Origin of the sequence: Bradyrhizobium sp. SPXBL-04 (genome assembly GCF_051853035.1) — a bacterium.
Classification (GTDB): domain Bacteria; phylum Pseudomonadota; class Alphaproteobacteria; order Rhizobiales; family Xanthobacteraceae; genus Bradyrhizobium; species Bradyrhizobium zhanjiangense.
On record NZ_CP182472.1, the window covers coordinates 4,804,440 to 4,828,002 of the forward strand.

The 23,563-nt window shown below is 65.5% G+C and carries 22 protein-coding genes; 17 read left to right on the top strand and 5 right to left on the bottom strand.

Annotated elements, in window-relative coordinates; genetic code table 11:
* Window positions 1-88 precede the first annotated feature (88 nt).
* Window positions 89-1,276, bottom strand: coding sequence for a pyridoxal phosphate-dependent aminotransferase (locus tag ACNJX8_RS22755; RefSeq protein ID WP_439356821.1), 1,188 nt, complete (start codon window positions 1,274-1,276; stop codon window positions 89-91).
* A gap of 192 nt (window positions 1,277-1,468) precedes the next feature.
* Here ACNJX8_RS22755 and ACNJX8_RS22760 point away from each other — a divergent pair, with 192 nt between their 5' ends.
* The 10 genes from ACNJX8_RS22760 to aat all read left to right on the top strand — a co-directional run bounded on the left by ACNJX8_RS22760 (window position 1,469) and on the right by aat (window position 11,312).
* Window positions 1,469-2,869 (top strand): M48 family metalloprotease, encoded by a 1,401-nt coding sequence (locus tag ACNJX8_RS22760; protein ID WP_128937428.1) that lies wholly within the window; start codon window positions 1,469-1,471, stop codon window positions 2,867-2,869.
* A 100-nt stretch (window positions 2,870-2,969) separates the two neighbouring features.
* Entirely contained in the window at window positions 2,970-3,737 is a 768-nt protein-coding gene (locus tag ACNJX8_RS22765) for a DsbA family protein (RefSeq protein WP_439356822.1), read from the top strand.
* A 213-nt stretch (window positions 3,738-3,950) separates the two neighbouring features.
* Complete coding sequence (locus ACNJX8_RS22770) at window positions 3,951-4,754, top strand: DUF1236 domain-containing protein (protein ID WP_439356823.1); 804 nt, start codon at window positions 3,951-3,953, stop codon at window positions 4,752-4,754.
* A gap of 226 nt (window positions 4,755-4,980) precedes the next feature.
* Window positions 4,981-5,448: a type II 3-dehydroquinate dehydratase gene (aroQ, locus tag ACNJX8_RS22775; RefSeq protein WP_128944269.1), complete on the top strand. Its 468-nt coding sequence runs from the start codon at window positions 4,981-4,983 to the stop codon at window positions 5,446-5,448.
* A gap of 35 nt (window positions 5,449-5,483) precedes the next feature.
* Window positions 5,484-5,978 carry an acetyl-CoA carboxylase biotin carboxyl carrier protein gene (gene accB, locus ACNJX8_RS22780; protein ID WP_439356824.1) on the top strand — a complete coding sequence of 165 codons (495 nt, stop codon included), beginning with the start codon at window positions 5,484-5,486 and terminating at the stop codon, window positions 5,976-5,978.
* Window positions 5,979-6,040: 62 nt separating this feature from the next.
* Window positions 6,041-7,399, top strand: a complete 1,359-nt coding sequence (gene accC / locus ACNJX8_RS22785) for an acetyl-CoA carboxylase biotin carboxylase subunit (RefSeq protein WP_091888036.1) — start codon at window positions 6,041-6,043, stop codon at window positions 7,397-7,399.
* A gap of 106 nt (window positions 7,400-7,505) precedes the next feature.
* Window positions 7,506-9,032, top strand: a complete 1,527-nt coding sequence (locus ACNJX8_RS22790; protein WP_439356825.1) for a sensor histidine kinase — start codon at window positions 7,506-7,508, stop codon at window positions 9,030-9,032.
* Window positions 9,029-9,469, top strand: coding sequence for a response regulator (locus ACNJX8_RS22795; protein WP_091888040.1), 441 nt, complete (start codon window positions 9,029-9,031; stop codon window positions 9,467-9,469). The genes ACNJX8_RS22790 and ACNJX8_RS22795 overlap by 4 nt, the downstream gene beginning before the upstream one ends.
* Entirely contained in the window at window positions 9,466-10,569 is a 1,104-nt protein-coding gene (locus ACNJX8_RS22800; RefSeq protein ID WP_439356826.1) for a sensor histidine kinase, read from the top strand. The genes ACNJX8_RS22795 and ACNJX8_RS22800 overlap by 4 nt, the downstream gene beginning before the upstream one ends.
* Window positions 10,570-10,631: 62 nt before the next feature.
* Window positions 10,632-11,312, top strand: a complete 681-nt coding sequence (gene aat, locus ACNJX8_RS22805; protein ID WP_249761331.1) for a leucyl/phenylalanyl-tRNA--protein transferase — start codon at window positions 10,632-10,634, stop codon at window positions 11,310-11,312.
* A 13-nt stretch (window positions 11,313-11,325) separates the two neighbouring features.
* Here aat and ACNJX8_RS22810 read toward each other — a convergent pair whose 3' ends face one another.
* Window positions 11,326-12,354: a DUF2155 domain-containing protein gene (locus ACNJX8_RS22810; protein ID WP_439356827.1), complete on the bottom strand. Its 1,029-nt coding sequence runs from the start codon at window positions 12,352-12,354 to the stop codon at window positions 11,326-11,328.
* Window positions 12,355-12,561: 207 nt separating this feature from the next.
* On the opposite strand from ACNJX8_RS22810, the gene ACNJX8_RS22815 reads away from it, so the two are divergent.
* On the top strand, window positions 12,562-13,509 hold the full coding sequence (locus ACNJX8_RS22815; protein WP_439356828.1) for an alpha/beta hydrolase: 948 nt from the start codon (window positions 12,562-12,564) through the stop codon (window positions 13,507-13,509).
* 11 nt (window positions 13,510-13,520) lie between these two features.
* Entirely contained in the window at window positions 13,521-14,528 is a 1,008-nt protein-coding gene (locus tag ACNJX8_RS22820) for a Na+-dependent transporter (protein WP_439361957.1), read from the top strand.
* Window positions 14,529-15,134: 606 nt separating this feature from the next.
* On the opposite strand, the gene ACNJX8_RS22825 is transcribed toward ACNJX8_RS22820, so the two are convergent.
* Entirely contained in the window at window positions 15,135-16,073 is a 939-nt protein-coding gene (locus ACNJX8_RS22825; protein ID WP_439356829.1) for a GlxA family transcriptional regulator, read from the bottom strand.
* A 92-nt stretch (window positions 16,074-16,165) separates the two neighbouring features.
* On the opposite strand from ACNJX8_RS22825, the gene ACNJX8_RS22830 reads away from it, so the two are divergent.
* Window positions 16,166-16,852 carry a DJ-1/PfpI family protein gene (locus ACNJX8_RS22830; protein ID WP_128934125.1) on the top strand — a complete coding sequence of 229 codons (687 nt, stop codon included), beginning with the start codon at window positions 16,166-16,168 and terminating at the stop codon, window positions 16,850-16,852.
* 82 nt (window positions 16,853-16,934) lie between these two features.
* Window positions 16,935-17,654, top strand: coding sequence for a DUF899 family protein (locus ACNJX8_RS22835; RefSeq protein ID WP_091888168.1), 720 nt, complete (start codon window positions 16,935-16,937; stop codon window positions 17,652-17,654).
* Window positions 17,655-18,002: 348 nt separating this feature from the next.
* On the opposite strand, the gene ACNJX8_RS22840 is transcribed toward ACNJX8_RS22835, so the two are convergent.
* Complete coding sequence (locus tag ACNJX8_RS22840; protein WP_128934126.1) at window positions 18,003-18,413, bottom strand: NADH:ubiquinone oxidoreductase subunit NDUFA12; 411 nt, start codon at window positions 18,411-18,413, stop codon at window positions 18,003-18,005.
* 245 nt (window positions 18,414-18,658) lie between these two features.
* Between ACNJX8_RS22840 and ACNJX8_RS22845 the strand changes: the two genes are divergently transcribed.
* The 3 genes from ACNJX8_RS22845 (at window position 18,659) to ACNJX8_RS22855 (ending at window position 22,247) form a co-directional block, all read left to right on the top strand.
* The gene (locus ACNJX8_RS22845; RefSeq protein WP_439356830.1) at window positions 18,659-19,330 is read left to right on the top strand and encodes a BA14K family protein; all 672 of its coding nucleotides are present in this window, start codon (window positions 18,659-18,661) and stop codon (window positions 19,328-19,330) included.
* Between the two features lie 242 nt (window positions 19,331-19,572).
* Complete coding sequence (locus ACNJX8_RS22850; protein ID WP_091888060.1) at window positions 19,573-19,995, top strand: response regulator; 423 nt, start codon at window positions 19,573-19,575, stop codon at window positions 19,993-19,995.
* Window positions 19,992-22,247: a CHASE3 domain-containing protein gene (locus ACNJX8_RS22855; protein WP_439356831.1), complete on the top strand. Its 2,256-nt coding sequence runs from the start codon at window positions 19,992-19,994 to the stop codon at window positions 22,245-22,247. Before ACNJX8_RS22850 ends, ACNJX8_RS22855 begins: the two co-directional genes overlap by 4 nt.
* Here ACNJX8_RS22855 and ACNJX8_RS22860 read toward each other — a convergent pair.
* A complete protein-coding gene (locus tag ACNJX8_RS22860) occupies window positions 22,244-23,140 on the bottom strand; it encodes a DMT family transporter (protein WP_439356832.1) in 897 nt (298 codons plus the stop codon). The genes ACNJX8_RS22855 and ACNJX8_RS22860 overlap by 4 nt on opposite strands.
* Window positions 23,141-23,563: the final 423 nt, after the last annotated feature.

Sequence of the window (23,563 nt, forward strand, 5' to 3'; positions counted from 1 at the left end):
ATGTGGCGAGAGGAGAATGCGATGTGGCGACGGGCGCGGCAGATCGGTCAGACAAGATGAACTCCGGAAGTGGATCGAAAACTGGCGGCTATTTAAGCCAGTCAGCGATCCGGTCAACTGCCTCGCGCATCTCCTCGGGCGAACGTGCATAGGAAAAACGAACGAACGAGCGTCCATGGATGGGATCGAAATCGAGGCCGGGCGTAGCCGCAACATGAGCCTGTTCCAGCATCTGCTTGGCGAACTCGAAACTGTCGGAGGTGAAATCCGAGACGTCGGCATAAAGATAGAAGGCGCCGTCGGCCGGCAGGAACCTGGTCAGGCCGGCCTTGGGAAGTCCCTCGATCAGAATGCGCCGGTTTTCCTGGTAGCCGTGCTTGATCTCCTCCATCTCGGCCGCGCCCTCGAAGGCGGCCTCGGCCGCGATCTGCGACAGCGCCGGCACCGAGATCGAGAGGTTCTGCTGCAGCCGCTCGATCGGCCGCACCAAGATCTCAGGCACGACCATCCAGCCGACGCGCCAGCCCGTCATGCAAAAATACTTCGAGAACGAGTTGATCACGAGTGTCTGGTCCGACAGCGCCGCCGCCGTCACCGCCGGAAACGCATAATCCAGCCCGTGATAGATCTCGTCGGAAATGAAGCGGATACCTGCGTCCTGCGCGGCCGCGATCAGGCCAGTGAGCGCCTCGCGGGACATCATGGTCCCCGTCGGATTGGCGGGGCTGCCGACCAGCACGCCTTTCAGCGGCGCCTTGCGATGGGCAGCAAGCAGCGCCTCGCCGGTGAGCGCGTGGCGCGTCTCGTTGGTGGTCTCGATCAGCACCGGCTCGCAGCCGAGCGCGGTGAGGATATGACGGTATGGTGGATAGCCCGGCACGGTCACCGCGACGCGATCGCCGGGCTCGAACATCGACAGGAAGGCCAGGATAAATCCGCCGGAGGAGCCGGTCGTCACCACGATCCGCTCGGGGCTGACGTCACAGCCATAGACATCGCGATAATGCCGCGCGATGCGCTCGCGCAGCGAGGGGATGCCGAGCGCAGAGGTATAATCGATCCGCCCCGCCTCGAGCGCAGCATGGGCGGCTGCGATCGCGGTGCTGGGCGCGCCGGCCGCGGGCTGGCCGACCTCCATATGGATGACATGGCCGCCGGCGGCCTCGATTCGGGCCGCCGCGGCCATGACGTCCATCACCATGAACGGGGGAACATCGCTGCGGCGGGAGGGCTCGAGCCACTGTCCCAACCGGTTCCTCAATGTCGCATCGTGCATCGATTTCTGCTATTCGCTGGCAGACCGGTCCGTCCGGTCCGGAACACGGGGGCGCTTGCGCCCCAGACTAGCCGCATTGTACGGCTCATAAGGGGTAAGGCTTACAAGGGCATATCGCGTATCCGGTCCGCCGCCAATCGCCAAAACCAATCACGAAACTGCTTGACCAAGACGTTTGACCCAGACCGCTTGATGTTGCTCCAGATCGCATTGCGCAAGAAGGCTTCCGCCCTCACCGCCCTCGTTACGGCCACGGCGATCGCGCTGACGCCGTTCTCGGCTGCGCGCGCGCAGGCCAAGGGGCCGCCGGTCCTGCGCGACACCGAAACCGAGCAGCTTCTGCGCGAATATACCCGCCCGATCCTGCGCGTCGCCGGTCTGGAGAAGCAGAACATCCAGATGGTGATCATCAACGACGGCTCGTTCAACGCGTTCGTCGCGGACGGCCGCCGCATCTTCGTCAATTGGGGCGCGATCCTCCAATCGGAGACGCCAAACCAGATCATCGGCGTGCTCGCGCACGAGACCGGGCATCTGGCGGGCGGCCACCTGTCCAAGCTTCGCGAGCAGCTCGCCACGGCGCAGACCCAGATGATCATCGCGATGCTGCTCGGCGCCGGCGCAATCGCCGCGGGCAGCACCCAGCGCAGCAGCGCCGGCAATAACGGCCTTGCCAATGCGGGGGCAGCCGCCATCGCCGCCCCGCAGGAGATGATCCGCCGTACGCTGTTGTCCTACCAGCGCCAGCAGGAGGAGAACGCCGACCGTGCCGGCGTGAAATTCCTGACCGCGACGGGGCAGTCGCCGAAGGGGATGTACGAGACCTTCAAGCGCTTCACCAGCGAGAGCCTGTTCGCCGCGCGCGGCGCCGATCCCTATCTCCAGTCGCATCCGATGCCGGCCGAGCGCGTCGCCGCGCTGCAGGAATTCGCAAGCTCCAGCCCCTATTGGGACAAAAAGGACGATCCCGCGCTCCAGCTCCGCCATGACATGGTGCGCGCCAAGATCTCCGCGTTCATGGAGCGGCCGGAGACGGTGTACCGCCGCTATCCCCAGACCAACGACAGCTTGCCGGCGCGCTATGCCCGCGCCATCAGCACCTATCTGCATGGGGATTTGCGCAGCGCGCTCTCCCAGATCGACGCGCTGATCCAGGTCCAGCCGAACAACCCGTACTTCTACGAGGTGCGCGGCCAGGCCTTGCTGGAGAGCGGCAAGCCTGCCGAGGCGATCGCGCCCCTGCGCAAGGCTGTCGCACTTTCGAACAATGCCCCCCTCATCGAGATGTTACTTGGGCAGGCTCTGGTTGGAACCGATAATAAGGCCTACACCGACGACGCCGTTCGGATTCTCCGCGCCGCGGTGGCACGGGAGCCCGAGGCCGCTCTCGGCTATACCCAGCTCGCGATGGCCTATGGCCGGAAGGGAGACTATGCCGAGGCGGATCTCGCGTCGGCGCAAGCCGCCTACTTGCGCGGCGACAACAAGACCGCCCGCGAGCTCGCCACGCGCGCGAAAACCCGTTTCGCCGTTGGCACGCCCGGATGGGTCAAGGCCGACGACATCGTGGCGGCCAAGCCGCCGCGCAACTGACGCAACGCAAACGACGCCCGACACCACGACGTCACGACATCGAGCTTTAAGTCCGCCGCGACGTTTTACCGAAACCTGCTTTGGATAAGAGGATTTGACCATGCCTTCGCTGCGCCTGCTTGCTCCCGCGCTGTTTGCGCTCGCCATGTTCAGCGCAGCCGCGCCCGTGTCGGCCGAGAGCTTCTCCGATAGTCAGCGCACCGACATCGAGGCGATCATCAAGAACTATCTCGTCAGCCATCCCGAGGTGCTCGAGGAGGCCATGACCGAGCTCAGCAAGCGTCAGGCCGCGGCCGAAACCCAGAAGCACGAGGCCAGCATCGCGCAAAATGCCGACGCGATCTTCAACTCGCCGCGCCAGGTTGTGCTCGGCAACAAGGACGGCGATGTCACCTTCGTCGAGTTCTTCGACTACAATTGCGGCTACTGCAAACGCGCCATGGGCGACATGCTCGATCTCATGAAGAGCGATCCGAAGCTGAAGGTCGTGCTGAAGGAATTTCCCGTGCTGAGCCAGGGCTCGGTCGAGGCGGCCCAGGTTGCGGTGGCCGTGCGCATGCAGGATCCCTCCGGCAAGAAATACCTCGACTTCCACCAGAGACTGCTCGGCGGTCGTGGCGCAGCGGACAAGGCGCGCGCGATTCAAGCCGCCAAGGAGGCTGGTCTCGACACCGCGAGAATCGAGAAGGACATCACCAGCCCCGAAGTGCGCGCCACCATCGAGGAGAACTTCAAGCTCGCCGAAGCGATGGGCATGAACGGCACGCCGAGTTACGTGATCGGCAAGCAGATCGTGATCGGCGCCGTCGGCGTCGAAGGCCTCAGGGAAAAGATCGGCATCGCCCGCTGCGGCAAAGCGACCTGCTGATCCCACTTTTTGCGATACTGGAAACGCGAAGAAGGCCGGCAGGAAAGCCGGCCTTTTTCCTGTGCCCAATCTTGGCGCGCCTCTGCAAAATCGTTCATCCGGCGTTCAACAAACAAAGCTCGTCGGAACCTCCTGGATTTCGGAACGACCGCGCTCTCCTTTCGTTGTCGGCGCGGGCAATGACGCAAAGAAATCACGTGAGGAGAGGTTCAAATGACTAATCGCTTTTTGGTCTCGGTTGCAGCCTTGGCGCTGATCGCCGGCACCGGTTTCGCCAATGCGCAAGGAACTGGAACCAAAGATTACGGGAGTGGCCAGCAGACCCAGCACAGCACGCAGCCTTCTGGCGAGCGCAGCGGCTCCATGGGCAAGCAAGAGTCCATGGACAAGCAAGATAAGCATGAGAAGGGAACGGTCGGTCAGGCCGGCGGCATGAAGGATCAGAAGGATCAGCCGAGCGCTCATGACAAGTCGACTCAGTCCGACAAGATGAACAAGGACCAGCCGGGTGCGACGCGTGAGAAGTCAACGCAGTCGGAGAAGTCGTCGACGGTCGGCCAGAGCCCGCGGAGCGAGGAGAAGTCCAAGGGTAGCATGAGCAAGGAAACCGAGACCAAGGGCAGCAAGGACATGAAGCCCCAAGGTCAGGAAGACCGCAGCGGTATGAATGCGCCTGGCCACCAGGGTTCCCAGACCCAGACCCAGACCCAGACCGGGACCGAGCGGTCGCAGACGACGACCGGCCAGGCTGGCGCGGCCGCCAAGCTCTCGACCGAGCAGCGCACGCAGATCACCTCAGTGATCCGCGAGGAGAAGGTGGCGCCCGTGACCAATGTGAACTTCAACATTTCGGTCGGCACCCGCATCCCGCGTGAGGGCATTACGCTCCACGCCCTGCCGTCGAAGGTCGTGACGATCTATCCGGAGTGGCGGACCTACAAGTTCGTCCTGATCCGCAACGAAATCGTGATCATCGATCCGGATACCTATGAGATCGTGGCGATCCTGAACGCCTAAGGCCGGATCACGGCAACCTCAGGGGGCGGGCAGCGATGCCCGCCCCCTTTACGTTTGCCGGCAGCCATGCTTTGGACCGGTTAACAAGCAATTTCCGCAGCTTCCACACAGGTTTTTGCGCACTGGATGAGGTCCTTGAAGCCACCCGGGAGGCCCTTCAAGGCTTCCCCTCACGCGCTTTGTTACCTATAACCCGCCACGCCGAAGCACCTCTTCCGGGATTGGAATGGCTGAACCTGCAACCGACACGATCCTCGTCCTGAACGGGCCGAACCTCAACATGCTGGGGACGCGCGAGCCCGAAAAGTATGGCCATGCGACGCTGGCCGACGTCGAGGCGCTGTGCCGGGAGACGGCGGCGGCCTTCGGCCTCAAGGCCGACTGCCGGCAGTCTAACCGCGAAGGCGAGCTGATCGACTTCGTCCACGAGGCACACGCCCGCAAGATGAGGGGCATCATCATCAATGCCGGCGGCTACTCCCACACCTCGATCGCGCTGCACGACGCGCTGCTCGCGGTGCAGATCCCGACGGTCGAAGTGCACGTGACCAACATCCACGCCCGCGAGAGCTTCCGTCATCACTCCTACACCGCGCGCGCAGCCTTCGCCTCGCTGTGCGGTTTCGGCATCGAAGGCTACCGCCTCGCCATCCAGGGCCTTGCCGCGAAGCTCGGCATCAAGCCCAAAGCCTGACGCCCCCTTCCAACAGAACATTCGGATCAAACAACATGGCGCGCCAGCCAGACGACAAAGCAGCCGCAAAGTTTTCCAGCGAGGATTCCGCGCTCGTCCGCGAGCTGGCCTTGCTGCTCGATGAGACCAGCCTCACCGAGATCGAGATCGAACGTGCGGGCCTGCGCCTACGCGTCGCCCGCAACGTCAGCGTTGCCGCGACCATGCCGATGCCGGTGGCAGCCGCTCCCGCCCCCCTGCCGGCGGCCGCAGCCGCGGTCGCGCCGGCAACTGCTGCGGCCGACCTGTCGAAACATCCCGGCGCCGTGACCTCGCCGATGGTCGGTACCGCCTATTGGGCGCCGGAGCCCGGCGCAAAGCCGTTCATCGACGTCGGCACCAAGGTCTCGGTCGGCCAGACGTTGCTGATCATCGAAGCCATGAAGACGATGAACCAGATTCCGTCGCCGCGCGCCGGCACGGTGACGCAGATCCTGGTCGAGGATGGCCAGCCGGTCGAGTACGGCGAGCCGCTCGTCATCATTGAGTAACGGCCCCCGGCGGCCAGCCGCCCTCACCGCTTCCTGCGCGCTATTCGTCCCTTAAGGGCACCATGTTCGACAAGATCCTCATAGCCAATCGCGGCGAGATCGCTCTTCGCATCCTCAGGGCCTGCAAGGAGCTCGGGATTGCGACCGTGGCCGTGCACTCCACCGCCGACGCCGACGCCATGCATGTGCGCCTGTCGGACGAGAGCGTTTGCATCGGGCCGCCACCTTCGAAGGACAGTTATCTCAACGTCCCCGCGCTGCTCGCCGCCTGCGAGATCACCGGCGCGGATGCGGTGCATCCCGGCTATGGCTTCCTGTCCGAGAACGCGCGCTTTGCGGAAATCCTCGCAGAGCACAATCTGCATTTCATCGGCCCGAAGGCCGAGCACATCCGTCTGATGGGCGACAAGATCGAGGCCAAGAAGACCGCCAAGCGCCTCGGCATCCCCGTGGTGCCCGGCTCCGACGGCGCCGTCGGTCCCGATGACGATGCGATGGCGATCGCCAAGAAGATCGGCTTCCCCGTGCTGGTGAAGGCTGCGGCCGGCGGTGGCGGCCGTGGAATGAAGGTCGCCCACAGCGAGGCCGACCTCCAGGTGGCGCTGTCGACCGCGGCCAACGAGGCCAAGTCCGCCTTTGGCGATGCGTCCGTCTACCTCGAAAAATACCTCCAGAAGCCGCGCCACATCGAGATCCAGATTCTTGGCGACGGCCGTGGCGGCGCCATCCATCTCGGCGAACGCGACTGCTCGCTGCAACGCCGCCACCAGAAGGTCTGGGAAGAAGGCCCCTCGCCCGTCCTCGCCGCGGCTGCGCGCGCCAAGATCGGTGAGACGTGCGCCAAGGCAATGCGCGAGATGAAATATCTCGGCGTCGGCACCATCGAATTCCTGTTCGAGGACGGCGAGTTCTACTTCATCGAGATGAACACGCGCATCCAGGTCGAGCATCCCGTCACCGAGAGCATCACCGACATCGATCTCGTGCTGGAGCAGATTCGCATCGCCGCCGGCGGCGATCTGCCGGCCAGGCAGGACGAAGTCCAGGTCATCGGCCACGCGATCGAGTGCCGCATCAATGCCGAGAATCCGCAAACCTTCCGCCCCTCGCCCGGCCGGATCCTGCAATACCACTCGCCCGGCGGCCTCGGCGTCCGCATCGATTCCGCCGTCTATCAGGGCTACACGATCCCGCCCTATTACGATTCCCTGGTCGGCAAGCTGATCGTGCATGGCAAGACCCGCGCCGAATGCCTGATGCGGCTGCGCCGGGCGCTGGACGAGATGGTGGTCGAGGGCATCGAGACCACGCTGCCGCTGTTCCGCGCGCTGGTGCGCGAAGCCGACATCATCAACGGCGACTATCACATCCACTGGCTGGAACAGTATTTGGCCGGCCAGGCGGAACCCGCCCCGCGATAATCTTCCTCCTCGTGGAACCCTTTGGCCCTAATTGCGTTCAGGAGCGTTGGGGCCAGTTCCAAGGGGGGCGCTTTTGAACTCCACTGAAATAGACAGGTGAACCGTCGTGAAGGCTGAAGGCCATCGACGGCGCGCATTCTGGCAGATCCTGCTGTTCTCGGCGGGCCTTTTGGTGCTGACCGTGATCAGCGCCGGCTCGGTCTACCTCGTCAACAAGGCGCGGGGAGACAGCAAATGGGTGGTCCACACCATCGAGGCGGAGAACCAGATCAACGCGTTGCTGCTCGAGGTCCGGCGCGCCGAAAGCGCCCTGCGCGGCTACCTCCTGACGCTGGGACCCGAATTCCAGACAGATTACGAAAGGTCCGTTGCGGCGATCATTCCCGCGCTCGACAGGGTCACGCGCCTGACCCGCGACAACCCCGCGCAGCGTGAGAACATCGAGAAGCTAAGCGCGGCGATTGAGACTCGTCTGGGCCAATTCGCGCGCGAAATCGCTGCCATCAAGCAAGGCCAGCCGGACATGGCGACGGCACTGTCACGGGAGGCGGCGGCCCAGGGCGCCACCACCACGATCGGCAATGTGGCGGAGGCAATGATCGGCGAAGAGGAGCGACTGTTCCGGCTCCGGTCGGCGAATGCCGACAGCAGCCAGACCCTCGCTGCATCGATGACCGGCATCGGCTCCGGCCTCGTCGTGCTGCTGGCGCTAATCTCGATCTGGCTGGTGCGGCGCTCGGCGCGCGCCCGCGACGAGGCCGAAGCGCGCCTGCGCGATGCCAACGTCAATCTGGAGACCGTCGTCGATGAACGCACGGCTGACCTGCGCGAAGCCAACGACGAGATCCAGCGCTTTGCCTATATCGTGAGCCACGATCTGCGCTCGCCGCTCGTCAACATCATGGGCTTCACCAGCGAACTCGAGGAGCTCGGCGGCGACGTCTTCCGCCGCATCGGCAGCCTCGCCCATGTCCCGGCCGACGGACCGCCACTGGCGCCCGGCGCCCCCGGCGAGATCGTGCTCGAAGGCGCCGACAAGCAGCTCTCGGATGACTTCTCCGAAGCGCTCGGCTTCATCAAGACGTCGATCGCCAAGATGGATCGGCTGATCTCCGCCATCCTCAACCTCACCCGCGAGGGCCGACGCGAATTCCAGCCGGTGAAGATCGACACAAGCGAGCTGATCGGAGCCATCGTGTCGACGCTGGCGCACCAGGCCGCCGAAGCGCAGGCCGAGATTCACGTCGAGCCCCTGCCCAACCTTATCAGCGACCGCCTCGCGCTCGAGCAGATCTTCTCCAACCTGATCGACAACGCGATCAAATACCTGAAGAGCGGCGTGCCCGGCGAGATCAGAATCCGCGGGCGCACCAAGCTCGGCTATGCCATCTTCGAGATCAGCGACAACGGCCGCGGCATCGATCCGAAGGATCACCAGCGGATATTCGACCTGTTCCGCCGCGCGGGAACCCAGGACAAGCCCGGCCAGGGCATCGGTCTTGCGCATGTACGTGCACTTGTGCGTCGCCTCGGCGGCACCATGTCGGTATCATCGGAACTGAACGCGGGCAGCACCTTCACGATCACGCTGCCGATCGCCTGGAACGTGAGTAACCGGAAGGCAGATCGATGACCAAGCCTGTGACCATCATCATGATCGAGGACGACGAGGGCCACGCCCGCCTGATCGAGCGCAACATCCGAAGGTCCGGCGTCAACAACGAGATCGTCTCCTTTGCCAACGGCACGGACGCGATGAAGCACCTGTTCGGTGCCGACGGCAGCGGGCTCGTGCAGAAGGGCAATGCGCTGCTGATCCTGCTCGATCTCAACCTCCCCGACATGACCGGGATCGACATCCTGAAGCAGATCAAGGAGAACAAATATCTGAAGGCTTCGCCCGTGGTGGTGCTGACCACCACCGACGACTCCCAGGAAATCAAGCGCTGCTACGAGCTCGGCTGCAACGTTTACATCACCAAGCCCGTCAACTACGAGAATTTCGCCAATGCCATCCGGCAGCTCGGCCTGTTCTTCTCGGTCATCCAGGTCCCGCCCGCCGCCTCATGAACCAGCACACGCCAACACTGCTCTACATCGACGACGACGAGGCGCTGTCGCGCCTGGTCGATCGCGGCCTGACGCGACGCGGCTACAGGGTCATTCATGCCGCGAGCGGCGAGGAAGGCCTCGAGCGGATCCGCCGCGCGGGCGCCGAGGGTGGCATCGATGTCGTCGCACTCGATCAGTACATGCCGGGCCTCGACGGGCTGGAGACGCTCGAGCAGATCATGGCGATCCCGGACGCGCCGCCGGTCGTGTTCGTAACCGCGTCCCAGGACTCCAGCATCGCGGTCACCGCGCTGAAGGCCGGGGCGGCCGACTATCTGGTCAAGGACGTCCAGGGCGACTTCATCCCCCTCCTCCACGTCGCCGCCGACGGCGCGCTGCGCCAGGCCGAGTTGCAGAGGGCGCGCGAGGAAGCCGAAGCCGAGATCCACGCCTCGCGCGACCGCTACGCCGCGCTCGCCGCCGAACGCGAGCTGCTGCTGCGCGAGGTCAACCACCGCGTCGGCAATTCGCTCCAGATCATCGCCTCGCTGCTGCATCTTCAGGCGAGCTCCGCCGCGCAGGAGGAGGTGAAGGCGGCGCTGACCAATGCCATGGGCCGCGTCGCCGCGGTCGCGCAGGTGCACCGCCGTCTCTATACCTCGCAGGACCTGAAGAGCGTGGTCCTGAATCAGTATCTGGACTCGCTGCTGGAGGATCTCAGGCGCTCGGCCGAAGGCAACCGGATGTCGCGCCTCACGCTGAAGGCCGAGCCGATCGAGATCGATCCGGACCGTGCGGTCGCCGTCGGCATCATCGTCAACGAGCTGGTGATGAACGCGGTGAAATATGCCTATCCCGACGGCGCCGGTCCGATCCATGTCGAGCTGATCTCGCAGGGCGAGGATCTCCTGCTGTCGATCACCGACAACGGCGTCGGCGACAACGTCAAGGCCGATCCGCGCTCCACCGGCATGGGCCAGCGCATCGTCGCGGCCATGGCGTCCAAGCTCGACGCGTCCGTCGAGCGCGACCCCGCCCATAGTGGAACCCGCATCGTGCTCAGGTTCCGCCGCGTGCCTCCGGCCCCCGGCAAGACCAACGCCGCCGCCGCGAGCTGACAGGCGCGAGGCTTTGTGCCACCCATCGCAACCGCATTGCGATCCTGCTATTGTCGCGCGCCATGACGTCTCGCGACTCTGCCTCTTCTGAAATCACGCCGGCCGTGCTGCTGCGTGCCTATGCCTGCGGCATCTTTCCGATGGCGGAAAGCGCCGACGATCCGACCCTGTTCTGGGTCGAGCCGGAGCTGCGCGGCGTCATCCCGCTGGACGGATTCCGCGTGGCCTCGCGGCTCGCGCGCACGGTGCGTTCGGATGCATTTCGCGTCACCGTCAACACCGCGTTCAAGGCGACGATCGCCGGCTGCGCGGCGCCGCAAGCCGGGCGCGAGGATACCTGGATCAACAAGCGCATCCGCGACCTCTATGGCGGCCTATACGAGCTCGGCCATTGCCACAGCGTCGAGGCCTGGCAGGGTGACGACCTCGTCGGCGGGCTGTACGGCGTCAGCTTGGGGCGCGCCTTCTTCGGCGAGAGCATGTTCCACACCGCGCGCGATGCCTCGAAGGTCGCGCTGGTGCACCTGGTCGCGCGGCTCATCCAAGGCGGCTTCGAGCTGCTCGACACGCAATATGTCACCGAGCATTTGAAGAGCTTCGGCGCGGTCGAGATCTCGCGGCGGCGCTACACCGCGCTGCTCGACAGGGCGCTCGCGGGCGAGCCCGGCGATTTCCTGAGGCTCTCTGCCGGTGAGGCGATTCCGGGCGCGCGCGCGCTCGAGATCATCTCTTCGCGGCAATGATCGATAGCCGGACTTAGCGGCCGAACCCGGGGATACCGAACAAACCTGGCCGCTGCTCTGGTGGCGGAGGCGGCGGCGGAGCCGGTTGCTGCTGCTGGATTGGTGGCAGAGGCTGCGGCGGACGCTGCTGCACCTGCTTGGGCGCGGCCTTCTTCTGCGCAGGCGGCGGTGGCGGGGCCGGCTTGGCCGCGGGGTCCGGCGCGGCGGTGGCAATGGTCTGCTGCGGCTCTTTGCAGTCGGTGAGCCAGATATCGTAGATCGGATGCTCGACGCCGTGCAGGCCGGGGCTTGCGGCATACATCCAGCCCGAAAAGATGCGCTTCACCTCGCCCTGCAAGGTGATCTCGTCGACCTCGACGAAGGCGTCGGTGTTGGTGGCCTCCGTTGCCGGCCGCGTATAGCAGGCGTCGGTCTTGACCCGCAGCGCGCCGAACTGAACGGTCTCGCCGATCTCCTCGTCGAAATTGATGATGCGTCCGGTGATCTTGTCGAGGCCGGAGAAGGTCGCCTTCTTGTTCACGATCTTCTGGGCCGGCGGTTCGGTCACGACCTCGTCGCCCGGCTGGAGGCTCGCCGGCGTCTGCGGGACCGTGCTAGGCGCGCCCTTCTGCTGGGGCTGGCGCTGACCGGGCGCGCCTTGCGGACTGGGCGGAGCGATCGCCGCGGAGGGCGGCTGGTTTGGCGGCGCGACGCTGGAGCCCGGCGGCGGCGCCAGGGGCTGGGTCTCGACCGGCCCGGGCATCACATTGCCCTGCCGGCCCGGAGGCGGCGGCATCGGGCGCGACGGCAGCACCCGGCCCTGCGGCGGCAGCTCCGGCACCTCTTCGTCGTCGTCGGGAATCTGCTGCGGCTGCGGCTGGCCGCGCGGAATGTTGCCGGGCGGCCGCAGCGGCGGCGGATCGGAGAAGATCGTGCCGATCTGCGCCTGGGCCGGCGTCACAACCGTGAGCGCGGTGGCGGCCAGCAGCGCCGCAAGGCCTGTCAGGGAAAGGGTTTTGAACATCTCGCGCGGCTTCAACAGCGAATCGGGCTTGTTGGACATTTTACAGGGGATACCGCCGCTCGCAGGCCCTCCGGTTAACACGGCGAATACGGCGGGGGAAGGGCGGCATCCCTGCCCCGCCCGGCGCCGACTGGCCAGACCGGCTCCCGGATGGGATAGTCGCAAAGACCCTTCCCCGGGGCCGCGGCGGGCTTCGCCCCCGAAACGACGGTCCAACCATAACTGGAAACCCTGAGGCCGCCCCCCATGCCCGTCGTGCTCGATCCCGATGCAGCTGCCGTCTACAAGGCGTTCCAGGAGGCCGGCCGGCCCGCCTACGAGACCCTGACCGCACCGGAGGCGCGCGCCTACTACTCGCAGGCGCGCTTTGCCACCAACCCCGAGCCGCCGGAGCTCGCCCGCGTCACGCAGCTCGCGATCCCGGCGCCGCACGGCGTGATCCCTGCCCGCCTCTACGTTCCGAAGGAACCGCGCCGGCACGACGGCCTGTCGCCGGCGCTGGTGTTCTTCCACGGCGGCGGCTGGGTGATCGGCGATCTCGACTCCCACGACGTCGTCTGCCGCCAGCTCGCGGTCGAAGGCGCGCTGATCGTGATCTCGGTCGACTATCGCCTTGCGCCCGAGCACAAGTTTCCCGCCGCCGTCGAGGACGCCATCGCCGCGACCAAATGGGTCGCCGCGAATGCGCACCAGCTCGGCATCGACGCTTCGCGCCTCTCGATCGGCGGCGACAGCGCCGGCGGCAATCTCACCGCGGTCGTGGCACTCGCCGCGCGCGACGGCAACGGTCTCGCGCTCGCGGGCCAAGTCCTGATCTATCCGGCCACCGATTTCGCGATGACGCACGGCTCCCACAGCGAGCCCGAGACCAGCGTGCTGCTGACCCATTCGGTGATCCGCTGGTTCCGCGACCACTATCTCAATGGCGCGGCCGACATCCACGACTGGCGCGCCTCGCCCGCGCGCGCTGCGAGCCTCATTGGCCTGCCGCCGGCCTATGTGCTGACCGCCGGCGCCGATCCTCTCCGCGACGAAGGCGACGAATATGCCGAGCGTCTGAAGCAGGCCGGTGTGCCCGTGACTACCAAGCACTATCCCGGTCAGTTCCACGGCTTCTTCACGATGGGAAAATTGTTGCGAGAGGCCAACGTCGCCGTGCGCGAGATCGGCGCGTGGCTGAAGGCGCTGGGCTGACGCCGTTCCGCATGCCCTCCGTTCCTCAAACCGTCTTCGCTCTCCCCCTGCGCGGGCTGACATGGCTCGGCGGTCAGGGCACGCGCGCGGTGGCGGCCATCGCCTTCATCGCGGTCGCGGTGCCGCCCCTTGGTGCGCTGCTGCGTCCCTATGTCACCGAGGCGATCTTCCTTCTGCTCTGCATCTCCTTCATGCGGGTCGATCTCGTCGCGCTGTACGGACATCTGCGCCGGCCGGCGCTGGTCGCGGCCGCCACGGCCTGGACCACGATCGGCGTGCCGCTGACCGTCGCCCTCGCCGCCTACGCGACCGGGCTCACCACGAGCTCACCCGGCTTGGCTCTCGCGCTGATGCTCCAGGGCATGGCCTCGCCGATGATGGCCGCGCCGGCCCTTGCCGCGCTGATGGGCCTCGATGCCACCTTGGTGCTGGTCACGCTGGTGACCTCGACCGCGCTCGTGCCTTTCACCGCCTCGCTGTTCGCGAGCCTCTTTCTCGGCGGCATGCTCAGCATCGCGCCGCTGACGCTCGGCCTGAAGCTGCTCGGCATCCTCGCCGCATCGCTGCTGGCCGCGACGATCATCCGCCGCCTGTTCGGCACCGCAGCTATCCAGCGTCACAAGCGGCCGATCGACGGCATCAACATCGTCATCCTCCTGGTGTTCGCCTCCGCGGTGATGGGCGACGTCGCCAGCGACCTCATCACCGATCCCCTGTTCACGATCGCCGTCGCGCTGCTGGCCTTTGCGGTCTATTTCACCCTGCTCGCCGTGACGACGCTGATCTTCCGCCGCGTCGGCGTCGAGCGCGCCTTCGCGATCGGCCTGATGGTGTCACAGCGCAATCTGGGCCTGATGCTGGCGGCAACCGCCGGTGCGCTGCCGGCGACGACTTGGCTCTATTTTGCGCTGACGCAATTTCCGATTCACCTTGCGCCGTACCTGCTGATGCCGATCGCCCGACGCTTGACCGCGCGCGCAGAGACGTCGAGCGGGGCGGCAGCAAACAGCACGACCTAAGCAGTACTCATAGTCCAGGATGTCTGCTTCCGAGCGTCATCGAACGGGCGGTTCCAACTCGGAATGTCGCCGATGGAACCCGAAGAGTCATGCGGCATTCAGACACAATGCCGCTTAACTTCGGTTACCCTTTTTAATTTTAAATGGAAGATAAAATATTATATCTTTAATTCGCAGGCTGCTTGGCGGGGCGCAACCTAAGCGCAACCTTAGGAGAGGAGAGTATCCCATGAAGATCCCTTGGGGCGTTCTTTCCGCAGCAGCATTTGCGTTCACTCTGGCGATGACGATCGTGCCATCTGCCTCAGCTTGCAACGGCAATGGGAATTGTCCCAGTGCGCCCGGCCAGAATAAGCCGGCCCATGTCAGTGGAGCCCCCGGACCGATTGCAGGTGCCGGCCTGCCTATGCTCGCGATCGGATACGGCGTGTACTGGCTGGTAAGACGGCGGCGGACTCGCTAGTTGCGCAGTCATCGCGATCGCTCATATTCGAGCTGATCTGATCGTCAGCTTCCGGACCCAAGGCGGACATTCGCCTTTGCCTCGTTGACATCCGCTTTTGTGGCAAAGCGGACCTAGCCATCCCGCACAAACGAGCGCACGCCCTAGCCTGCCCGCGCTGCGCGCCGCAGGGCCTGAGGCGGCTGGCCGAAGGCGCGGATGAAGGCACGCCGCATTCGCTCGGGGTCGCCGAATCCGGTCGTTTCTGCAACGAGCTCGATCGCCTCGCGCGAGGACTGCACGCGCTCCCGCGCCGCTTCGAGCCTGAGCCGCTCGATCGCCTTCGACGGCGTCGTGCCGGTCTCGGCGGCAAAGGCGCGGGCGAAGTGCCGCGCGCTCATGCCGGCGCGATCAGCGAGGTCCTCCACCGTCAGCGGCGCATCGAGATTTTCGCGCGCCCAGGACAACAGCGCGCCGAAGCGCCCGTTCGGCGTCTTCAGCTCCAGCAGCGAGGAGAATTGCGACTGGCCGCCGCTGCGGCGGTGATAGAGCACGAGGTGCCGCGCGGTCTGTTGCGCGATCTCCTCGCCATGGTCCTCGGTGACCATCGCGAGCGCGAGATCGATGCCCGCGGAGATTCCCGCCGAGGTCCAGACATTGCCGTCGCGTGTGAAAATCTGGTCCGGCTCGAACTTCACCTTGGGATAGCGCGCGACGAAATCGCGCGTCCGCCCCCAATGGGTGGTGGCGCGGCGGCCGTCGAGCAGTCCCGCTTCGGCGAGCACATAGGCGCCCGAGCAGACACTCGCGACCCGCACGCCACGCTTTGCCAGGCGCTGCACGAAGGCGCGCGTGATCTCGCAGCGCGCGGCATCCGCAACGCCCGCGCCGCCGGCCACGACCAGCGTCGTGATCGCGTTCGCCGACTTGAAATCCCGCGCCATCATCTCGACGCCCGACGAGCTGCGCACGAGTCCCGCCGTCGCCGCCAGCACGCGAATGCCAGGCGCCTTGCCGGTGCAGCGCGCGGCGACCTCGAATGCCGAGATCGGGCCCGCCGCATCGAGCAGCTGGAAATCCGGGAAGATCAGGATGCCGATCATGGTCATGTCCGAAAGTGAGGGAATTATGCCATTCCGGACAGAAGGGCATCATGCCATCCTGCCGGCGTCAAGCTCATTTTTCGGAGGCTCCCATGTCGTTACCGCTTCAGATCGGACTGCTGGTGTTTCCGCGTGTCACCCAGCTCGACTTCACCGGCCCGCTGCAGGTGTTCGCCGCCGTCCCCGGCGCCAAGCTGCATTTGATCTGGAAACGGATCGAGCCGGTGCCGAGCGATTCCGCACTCATCGTGACGCCGACCACGACATTCGCCGATTGCCCGCAACTCGACGTGATCTGCGTACCCGGCGGCCGCGGCACCGACGATCTGCTCAATGACGAGGAGGTGCTCGAATTCCTGCGCCGGCAGGCAGAAGGCGCCAAATACGTCACCTCGGTCTGCACGGGATCGCTGGCGCTCGGCGCCGCCGGCCTGTTGAAGGGCTACCGCGCCGCCACCCATTGGAGCGCGATGGAGCTGCTCGGCCGGTTCGGCGCCACGCCCATCAAGACGCGCGTCTGCGTCGATCGCAATCGCGTGACGGGCGGCGGTGTCACTGCAGGAATCGATTTCGCGCTGACGCTGGTGTCGATCCTGATCGACCGCACCACGGCGGAGGCGATCCAGCTCGGGCTCGAATACAACCCGGCGCCGCCGTTCAATGCGGGCTCGCCCGACACCGCGCCCGCCGAGGTCCTTGCTCGCGTCAACGAGCGCATCGCGCCGAACCAGGTCCGCCGTATCGAGGCCGTCGAACGCGCGGCGGCGCGGGTGATGTAGACGTTCCGCCTTCGGTGGTGGAACTGAGTTTTTAGGGGAGGAGTTAGACCCGCACGAAACTCACGGCATCCGGAGCGTAATCATGGAGCATCTCCACTACCCCAATGAAAGCACTGAGTATCGTGCCGCGCGAAATGCGCTGCTGGATGAGGAGATTGCCCTCCGAGCTCAGATTGAGGCCGTTGCCGCCAGGCGTCGCGCGCTACCGCTCGGCGGCGAGGTGCTCCAAGATTACGTCTTCGAACGCATCGGCAAAACGAGCATGCCAGAACAGGTCAGGATGTCGGAGCTGTTCGGCCCTCATGAAACGCTGGTTCTGTACAGCTTCATGTATGGGCCGGAGCGCGAGCTGCCCTGCCCCGGCTGCACCCATTTGCTTGACGGGCTCGACGGCGCCGCACGGCATGTCGGCGAGCGTGCGGCGCTTCACATCGTTGCGAAATCGCCGATCGCGCGTCTCGCAGCCTGGGCCCACGAACGAGGTTGGGAACATCTGTCGCTGCTGTCCACGGCCGGCAACACCTTTGATGCGGACTACTTCGGCGACACCTCGAAGTTCTCTAAGGGTATGCGCGCGCAGCACCACGTTCCCGACGGGCAGAATTGGGACGAGACGATCTTCAACGTCTTCAGGAAGGCGAATGGCAAGATCAGGCACTTCTGGGGCTCGGAGATGAGTTTCGCGCCGCCCGCGCCGAAGCAGCATCATCGCGCCGGTGATCTGGTCGATCCGCTCTGGGGCCTGCTCGACATGACGCCTGAAGGCCGCGGCGACTTCTTCCCGAAGGTGCGCTACGACTGAGGCGCACAAACCGGCTGACGAAGTGCCTCAAAGAAAAAGGCCGCTCGGTTTCCCAAGCGGCCTTTCCTGTCTTACGGCGGCTGCACATTCCATCGGGCGATTTCGGAACTTCCAGACCGGGGGCCTATCTCCCGATCGAGTCCTTACTCGGCGGCCGCTGCATCTCGGGACAGTCGCGAACTGTTGCCCGAACCGAACGCGATGGTCTCCCATCTCCGTAAGATGGGACCATTGAGCCGCATCGCTGGCGTGAGCACAACGCCGGCGCATGCGGCATCCCCGCTGTTCCCGTTGTCCACAGCGGTTGCGAGGCGGATGCGTGTGCATCCAGTGGCGAGTGGACAGACCTCAGTTAGCAGGGGTCCAGGGCTGATAGTCGCCGGTCGCCTTCGGCCGCCGGCCGCTGGCGAGCGTCGAGCCCGAGGGACGGTAGGCCTTCGCCGTGCCGGTGAGATTCGGCTGGTGCGGCTTTTCCCACTCGCGCGGCTGGTAGTTGGCCTCGGTCGGCGGCACATCGACGACGTGATGAATCCAGCCGTGCCAGGACGGCGGGATGCGACTCGCCTCGGCATAGCCGTTATAGACCACCCAGCGCCGCTCGAAGCCGAGCGTCGGATCGATGGCCCCGCCGCGGGTCCGATAATAGAGATTGCCCTGCTCGTCCTGGCCGACCAGCTCCCCGTATCGCTTGGTCCAAAGTTGCGTGCCAAACGTCTGGCCATTCCACCAGGTGAAGAACTTGAGGAAGAATTGTTTCATGCGGCAAGGGCCCTGCTTCGTCGGGTCCTGATGCCATCCGGGCGCAGAAATGTCCAGTTCGGCAGGAGCAGCCGCGCTCTCCGCAAATGCGGGGCCCCCGGCACGGGCGCTGCCGCAAATCGGACGCGATCTGTTCATCCCGGGTACAGCGCTCAGGTGAGACGCTTCCTGCACGCATGCAAACCGGCGTGATCCAGGAACCACTGCCATTTCGCAGGGTTGGCTTCCGGGAAAGGAGCTCGATCATGAAAAGTCTGAAAGTTTTGAGTGCCGCCGCGGCCATGGCGCTGGTTCTTCCGCTGGCGAGCCCGAGCTTTGCTCAGAATCGTCCTACCGTGGGCGGTGGCGGCCATGTCGGCGGCGGTGGAGGCGGCGGAGGCGGCGCACGCATGGGTGGCGGTGGCGGCGGCAGTTTTGCGGCTGGCCCCGTGGCGCGTCCAAGCGGTGGCAGTTTCGCAGCTGGCCCCGCGGCGCGTCCAAGCAGTGGCAGTTTCGCGGCCGGCACCGCGGTACGTCCAAGCAGCGGGAGTTTCGCGGCCGGCACGGTGAGCCGACCCGCGGTCTCGCCGACCTTCAGCGGCACCCGCAGCGTCGCAACCGCCCCGTCCGGCACCTGGAGCGGCGGCACTTGGAGCGGCGGCTGGCGCCATCATCATCGCGGTGGCTTCTGGCCCGGCTTCGCGGCAGGCGCCGCGATCGGCGGCCTCGGCTCGTACGCCTATTACGGCGGCGGCTATGGCTATTACGACGACCCCTACTACTACGGCGACAGCTACTATTATGATGAGCCGTCAGTGGCGGTTGTGCCGGACAGCGGCGGCGACTCCGCGGCCTATTGCGCGCAGCGCTACAGATCGTACGACCCGGCTTCGGGCACCTACCTCGGCTATGACGGCCTGCGTCATCCCTGCCCCTAAGCCGATCGATGACATTTGAAGCAAAGGCGTCGCAGCGATGCGGCGCCTTTCGCGTGTCGATCGACCCTCACGGGCTTTGCGGAAACGTTACTCGCCGACTGTGACGCCCCTATGCGACGACGCAGGCGGACCTTTATGCACTGCGCCGTGCATATCTACGTTGACCCAATCCAAAATTGACCCGACCCACGATTCGCGGATATCACAAACCGCAGTGGGGACTTCGATTACTGGGAAGTGTCATGCCGCGTATTCTCGTGGTTGATGACGATCCGATGGTCGGCGCGACCATCGAGGTCCTCCTCCAACGTCAGGGCTTCGACGTCACGTTGACCGACGGCGGAGAAGCGGGATTGGCTGCGCTCGAAACACAGACTTTCGACGTGATGCTGGTCGACATCTTCATGCCGCACATGCGCGGCTTCGAGTCCATCCGCATCTTTCACGAGCGGGCGCCCGCCACGCCGCTGATCGCGATGTCCGGCTACGCCTTCGCCTCGTCCGCCTCGCCTTCCCCCGACTTTCTCCGCATGGCGCTGGAGCTCGGCGCGACCCGCTGCCTGCGCAAGCCGTTCACGCCGGACGCGCTGCTGACCACGATCCGGGAATGCCTCACCGGCGCGGGCGGGAGCGCACAGCCGAAGGACAAGAAAGAAGCCCCTTGATCCCAACGCAGCGCGTCATTCTCGGTGCTGGACTTGCCATCCTCCTGATCATTACGGCAGCCTCGATCGCCCTCGACGTCAAGTCGCGGTCCGATGCGGCATGGGTCAATCACACCGTCCAGGTGCAGAAGAAGATCTCCGATCTGCGCGTGCTGATGCGCCGCGCCGAGAGCGCAGCGCGCGGCTACGAGCTCTATCGCAGCCCGGGCTTCAACGATGAGTTTCAGGCGGTACGTGCCCAGATCGCGCCGGCCCTCGCCGACCTCAAGCGCGACGTGCGCGATAGTCAGGATCAGGTGGCGCTATTGGAGGGCACCGAGCCGCTGGCGCTGCGCCGGGTCGAGATCGCCGCCGCAGCGATGCGCCTGCGTGCCGAGAACGATCAGGCCGGCATTGCCGCGCTCAACAGCAAGGCCGAGGGTCGCGGCCTCATGGACACGGTGATGGGCAATCTCGACCATTTGAGCGCCGAGGAAGAGCGCCTGCTCACAGCGCGCTCTCAGGATTCGCGCCGCACGGGGACCGTGCTGCTCGGCATCGACGTTGCAGGCGCCGTGCTGATCCTGCTCCTGGTCGCGCTGGTGATGCGCGAGAGCCAGCGCGCCACGGTACAGCTCCAGAGCACGCTGACAGAGACCACGGCCGCCAAGGAGGCACTCGAGGCGGCGGTGGCCGAGCGCACCGAGCATCTTGTCGCAGCCCATGACGAGCTGCGCCTGTCGGTCAACGTGCTCCAGAGCACCTTTCGCAGCATGGCGGAAGCGGTGCTGGTCATCGACACCGAGGGCGCCGTCCTGCTATCCAATCCGGCCGCCGAGCGCATCTTGTTACATCGCGCCGGCATGAATTTGCGCAATCTGCGCGCGCTGTCCGACGTCTATCATGGCGACGGCGTCACGCCGCTGAAGGCCGACGAACTGCCGTCGACGCGCGTGCTGCGCGGCGAGCACTTCGAAGAGCTGGAGATGATCGTCCGGCCGCACAGCGGCAATCCTCCCCGCCATCTCATGATCAGCGGCCGGCCGATGCTGGACGGGCAAGGCGAAATCTCGGGCGCGGTGCTGGTCTATCATGATGCCACCACCTCGCGCGAGACCGAGCGGCAGCTGTACCAGTCGCAGAAGCTGGATGCGATCGGCAAGCTGACCGGAGGCGTCGCGCACGACTTCAACAACATGCTGACCGTGATCTCCGGCAATACCGAGACGCTGGTGGAGAGCCTGAACGGCCAGCCCGAGCTCCAGCGCACGGCACGGCTGATCGACGATGCAGCCGAGCGCTGCGCCGAGCTGATCCAGCATTTGCTGGCGTTCGCGCGCAGGCAGCCGCTCCAGCCGCGCAACGTCGAGATCAGCGCCGCGATCGCGGACATCGCAAAACTGCTTCGCCCTACCCTCGGCGAGCAGATCCAGATCGAGACCGTGCTGGAACAGGGGCCGATGACGACGCACATCGATCCGTCCCGGCTCACCAATGCCGTGCTCAACATGGCGATCAACGCCCGCGACGCCATGCCGAACGGCGGCAAGCTACTGTTCGAGGCCCATCGGGTCGTGCTCGACGAGGCCTACGCGCAGAACAATCCGGACGTGCGACCCGGCCCTTACGTGATGCTCGCCGTTAGCGATACCGGCACGGGCATGCCGGCCGAAGTCCAGCAGAAGGCGTTCGAGCCGTTCTTCACCACCAAGGAGGTCGGCAAGGGCTCGGGCCTCGGCCTGTCCATGGTCTATGGCTTCGTCAAGCAGTCCGGCGGCCACATCAAGATCTACAGCGAGGAAGGCCACGGCACCACGATCAAGCTCTATCTGCCGCCGGGCGAAGGCACGGCGGACATGGCCGCTCCCGTCGCGCCGCAGGCCGAAGGCGGCGCCGAGACCATTTTCGTGGTCGAGGACGACACGCTGGTGCGCAACTTCGTCACCGCGCAGCTCCAGAGCCTCGGCTACAAGACGGTGGCCGCGCCCGACAGCCGGGCCGCGCTGCAATTGATCGAGGCCGGCCAGCCGTTCGATCTGCTCTTCACCGACATCGTTATTCCCGGCGGCATGAGCGGCCGCGAGCTCGCCGAGGAGGTGGCCAAGCGCCGGCCGGGCCTGAAGGTGCTCTATACCTCTGGCTACACCGACAATGCGATCGTCCACCACGGCAAGCTCGACGACGGCGTGATGCTGCTGACCAAACCCTACCGCCGCAACCAGCTCGCCGAGATGATCCGGAAGGCATTGAATGGCGGGGTGGCGGCGAGCTAGCGCGTCGCCAGCACGACGGCTCCAAGCGTGAAGATCAGCGCCGCGATCTGCCCTGGCCCGAGCGGCTCGCCGAGCGCGATCGCCGAGGTGACGACGCCGATGACAGGCACCGCCATGGTGCCGATCGCGGCGACCGAGGCCGGCAGGCGCGCCAGCGCGGCGAACCAGCTGACATAGGCGATACAGAACTGCCCGACGACCGAATAGACCAAGAGCCACCAGCCGACGGGCGTCACCAGCGAAAGATGCGTGGTCTCGATCAGGAGGCCGATGATCGAGATCGGCAGGCAGCCGATCCCGATCTGCCAGGCCGCGGCAGTGATCGGCGGCAGGTGGATCGGGTACTTCTTCGAGAACACCGTGCCGACGGCAAAGCCGAGCGCGCCGCACAGCGCCATGATGATGCCCGGCAGCTTTTCTGCGCTGGCAGCAATGCCGTTACCGCCCATGATCGAGGCAAGGCCGGCAAAGGCCATCACCAGCCCCAGCGTGCGCAAGACCGTGGGCCGCTCACCCAGCAGCGGCCAGGCGATGATCGAGGCCCAGACCGGCATGGTGTAGGCGATCAGCGCCGCCTCGCTCGCCGGCAGCCAGAGCAGCGCCAGGCCCATCAGCACCATCCAGCCGGTGACGTTGAGCACGGCGGCGGTCAGCAGGCGCGGCCAGATCGCGCCCTCCACCCGCAGGCTCTGCTGGCGGATCACCGCCAGCAGCGCCAGCAGCACCGCGCCGAGCACGCCGGTCACCCCGCGTAGCGTCAGCGGCGGCAGCTCGGCGAGCAGGAATTTCGTCACCGGCCAGTTGAAGCCCCAACCGATCGAGGTGATCGCGAGGAACATCAGGCCGGCGGGGGCGACGCGCGGTCGCTGCACCGGCCTCGTCGAATCATGCATGGGGGCAGTCCGGCAAAATCGGGCTCAGCTTGGCGCGGATTCGCCGCGCAAACCACCGCCTCAGCGGGCATGCCTGCCCTCACCTTCCGTAGGGCTACGTGAGTCCCGTTGACGCAATCCCATCGCCCAAAAATATAGCTGCCCTGTGAACAGCGGGATGAAGCGCCTGCTGCATTACGGCCTGCAAATTTTTTCGGTTGGGAATCCCTGAGGACTCACTGATACTTGGCTCCACGACAGGCGCGGCCGAGACCCCTGTTATCCCCCACAATCCACCATATTTAGTATTTGATTCAGGAACTCGCACTAGTTCTTGACGGGCGCAACGGAGAGTCCTAGCTTTCGGACCGTTCGGCGCGAGTGAGTTTGCGTCCCGCCGGCACTCCCCCAAAGGGTCTCGCAAATCTCAGCTCCGCCGGCCAG

Bases quoted from the DNA above. Each gene is read 5' to 3' on its own strand.
- ACNJX8_RS22755 (WP_439356821.1), bottom strand. From the start codon at position 1,276: ATGCACGATGCGACATTGAGGAACCGGTTGGGACAGTGGCTCGAGCCC.
- ACNJX8_RS22760 (WP_128937428.1), top strand. From the start codon at position 1,469: ATGTTGCTCCAGATCGCATTGCGCAAGAAGGCTTCCGCCCTCACCGCC.
- ACNJX8_RS22765 (WP_439356822.1), top strand. From the start codon at position 2,970: ATGCCTTCGCTGCGCCTGCTTGCTCCCGCGCTGTTTGCGCTCGCCATG.
- ACNJX8_RS22770 (WP_439356823.1), top strand. From the start codon at position 3,951: ATGACTAATCGCTTTTTGGTCTCGGTTGCAGCCTTGGCGCTGATCGCC.
- aroQ (WP_128944269.1), top strand. From the start codon at position 4,981: ATGGCTGAACCTGCAACCGACACGATCCTCGTCCTGAACGGGCCGAAC.
- accB (WP_439356824.1), top strand. From the start codon at position 5,484: ATGGCGCGCCAGCCAGACGACAAAGCAGCCGCAAAGTTTTCCAGCGAG.
- accC (WP_091888036.1), top strand. From the start codon at position 6,041: ATGTTCGACAAGATCCTCATAGCCAATCGCGGCGAGATCGCTCTTCGC.
- ACNJX8_RS22795 (WP_091888040.1), top strand. From the start codon at position 9,029: ATGACCAAGCCTGTGACCATCATCATGATCGAGGACGACGAGGGCCAC.
- ACNJX8_RS22800 (WP_439356826.1), top strand. From the start codon at position 9,466: ATGAACCAGCACACGCCAACACTGCTCTACATCGACGACGACGAGGCG.
- aat (WP_249761331.1), top strand. From the start codon at position 10,632: ATGACGTCTCGCGACTCTGCCTCTTCTGAAATCACGCCGGCCGTGCTG.
- ACNJX8_RS22810 (WP_439356827.1), bottom strand. From the start codon at position 12,354: ATGTCCAACAAGCCCGATTCGCTGTTGAAGCCGCGCGAGATGTTCAAA.
- ACNJX8_RS22815 (WP_439356828.1), top strand. From the start codon at position 12,562: ATGCCCGTCGTGCTCGATCCCGATGCAGCTGCCGTCTACAAGGCGTTC.
- ACNJX8_RS22820 (WP_439361957.1), top strand. From the start codon at position 13,521: ATGCCCTCCGTTCCTCAAACCGTCTTCGCTCTCCCCCTGCGCGGGCTG.
- ACNJX8_RS22825 (WP_439356829.1), bottom strand. From the start codon at position 16,073: ATGATCGGCATCCTGATCTTCCCGGATTTCCAGCTGCTCGATGCGGCG.
- ACNJX8_RS22830 (WP_128934125.1), top strand. From the start codon at position 16,166: ATGTCGTTACCGCTTCAGATCGGACTGCTGGTGTTTCCGCGTGTCACC.
- ACNJX8_RS22835 (WP_091888168.1), top strand. From the start codon at position 16,935: ATGGAGCATCTCCACTACCCCAATGAAAGCACTGAGTATCGTGCCGCG.
- ACNJX8_RS22840 (WP_128934126.1), bottom strand. From the start codon at position 18,413: ATGAAACAATTCTTCCTCAAGTTCTTCACCTGGTGGAATGGCCAGACG.
- ACNJX8_RS22845 (WP_439356830.1), top strand. From the start codon at position 18,659: ATGAAAAGTCTGAAAGTTTTGAGTGCCGCCGCGGCCATGGCGCTGGTT.
- ACNJX8_RS22850 (WP_091888060.1), top strand. From the start codon at position 19,573: ATGCCGCGTATTCTCGTGGTTGATGACGATCCGATGGTCGGCGCGACC.
- ACNJX8_RS22860 (WP_439356832.1), bottom strand. From the start codon at position 23,140: ATGCATGATTCGACGAGGCCGGTGCAGCGACCGCGCGTCGCCCCCGCC.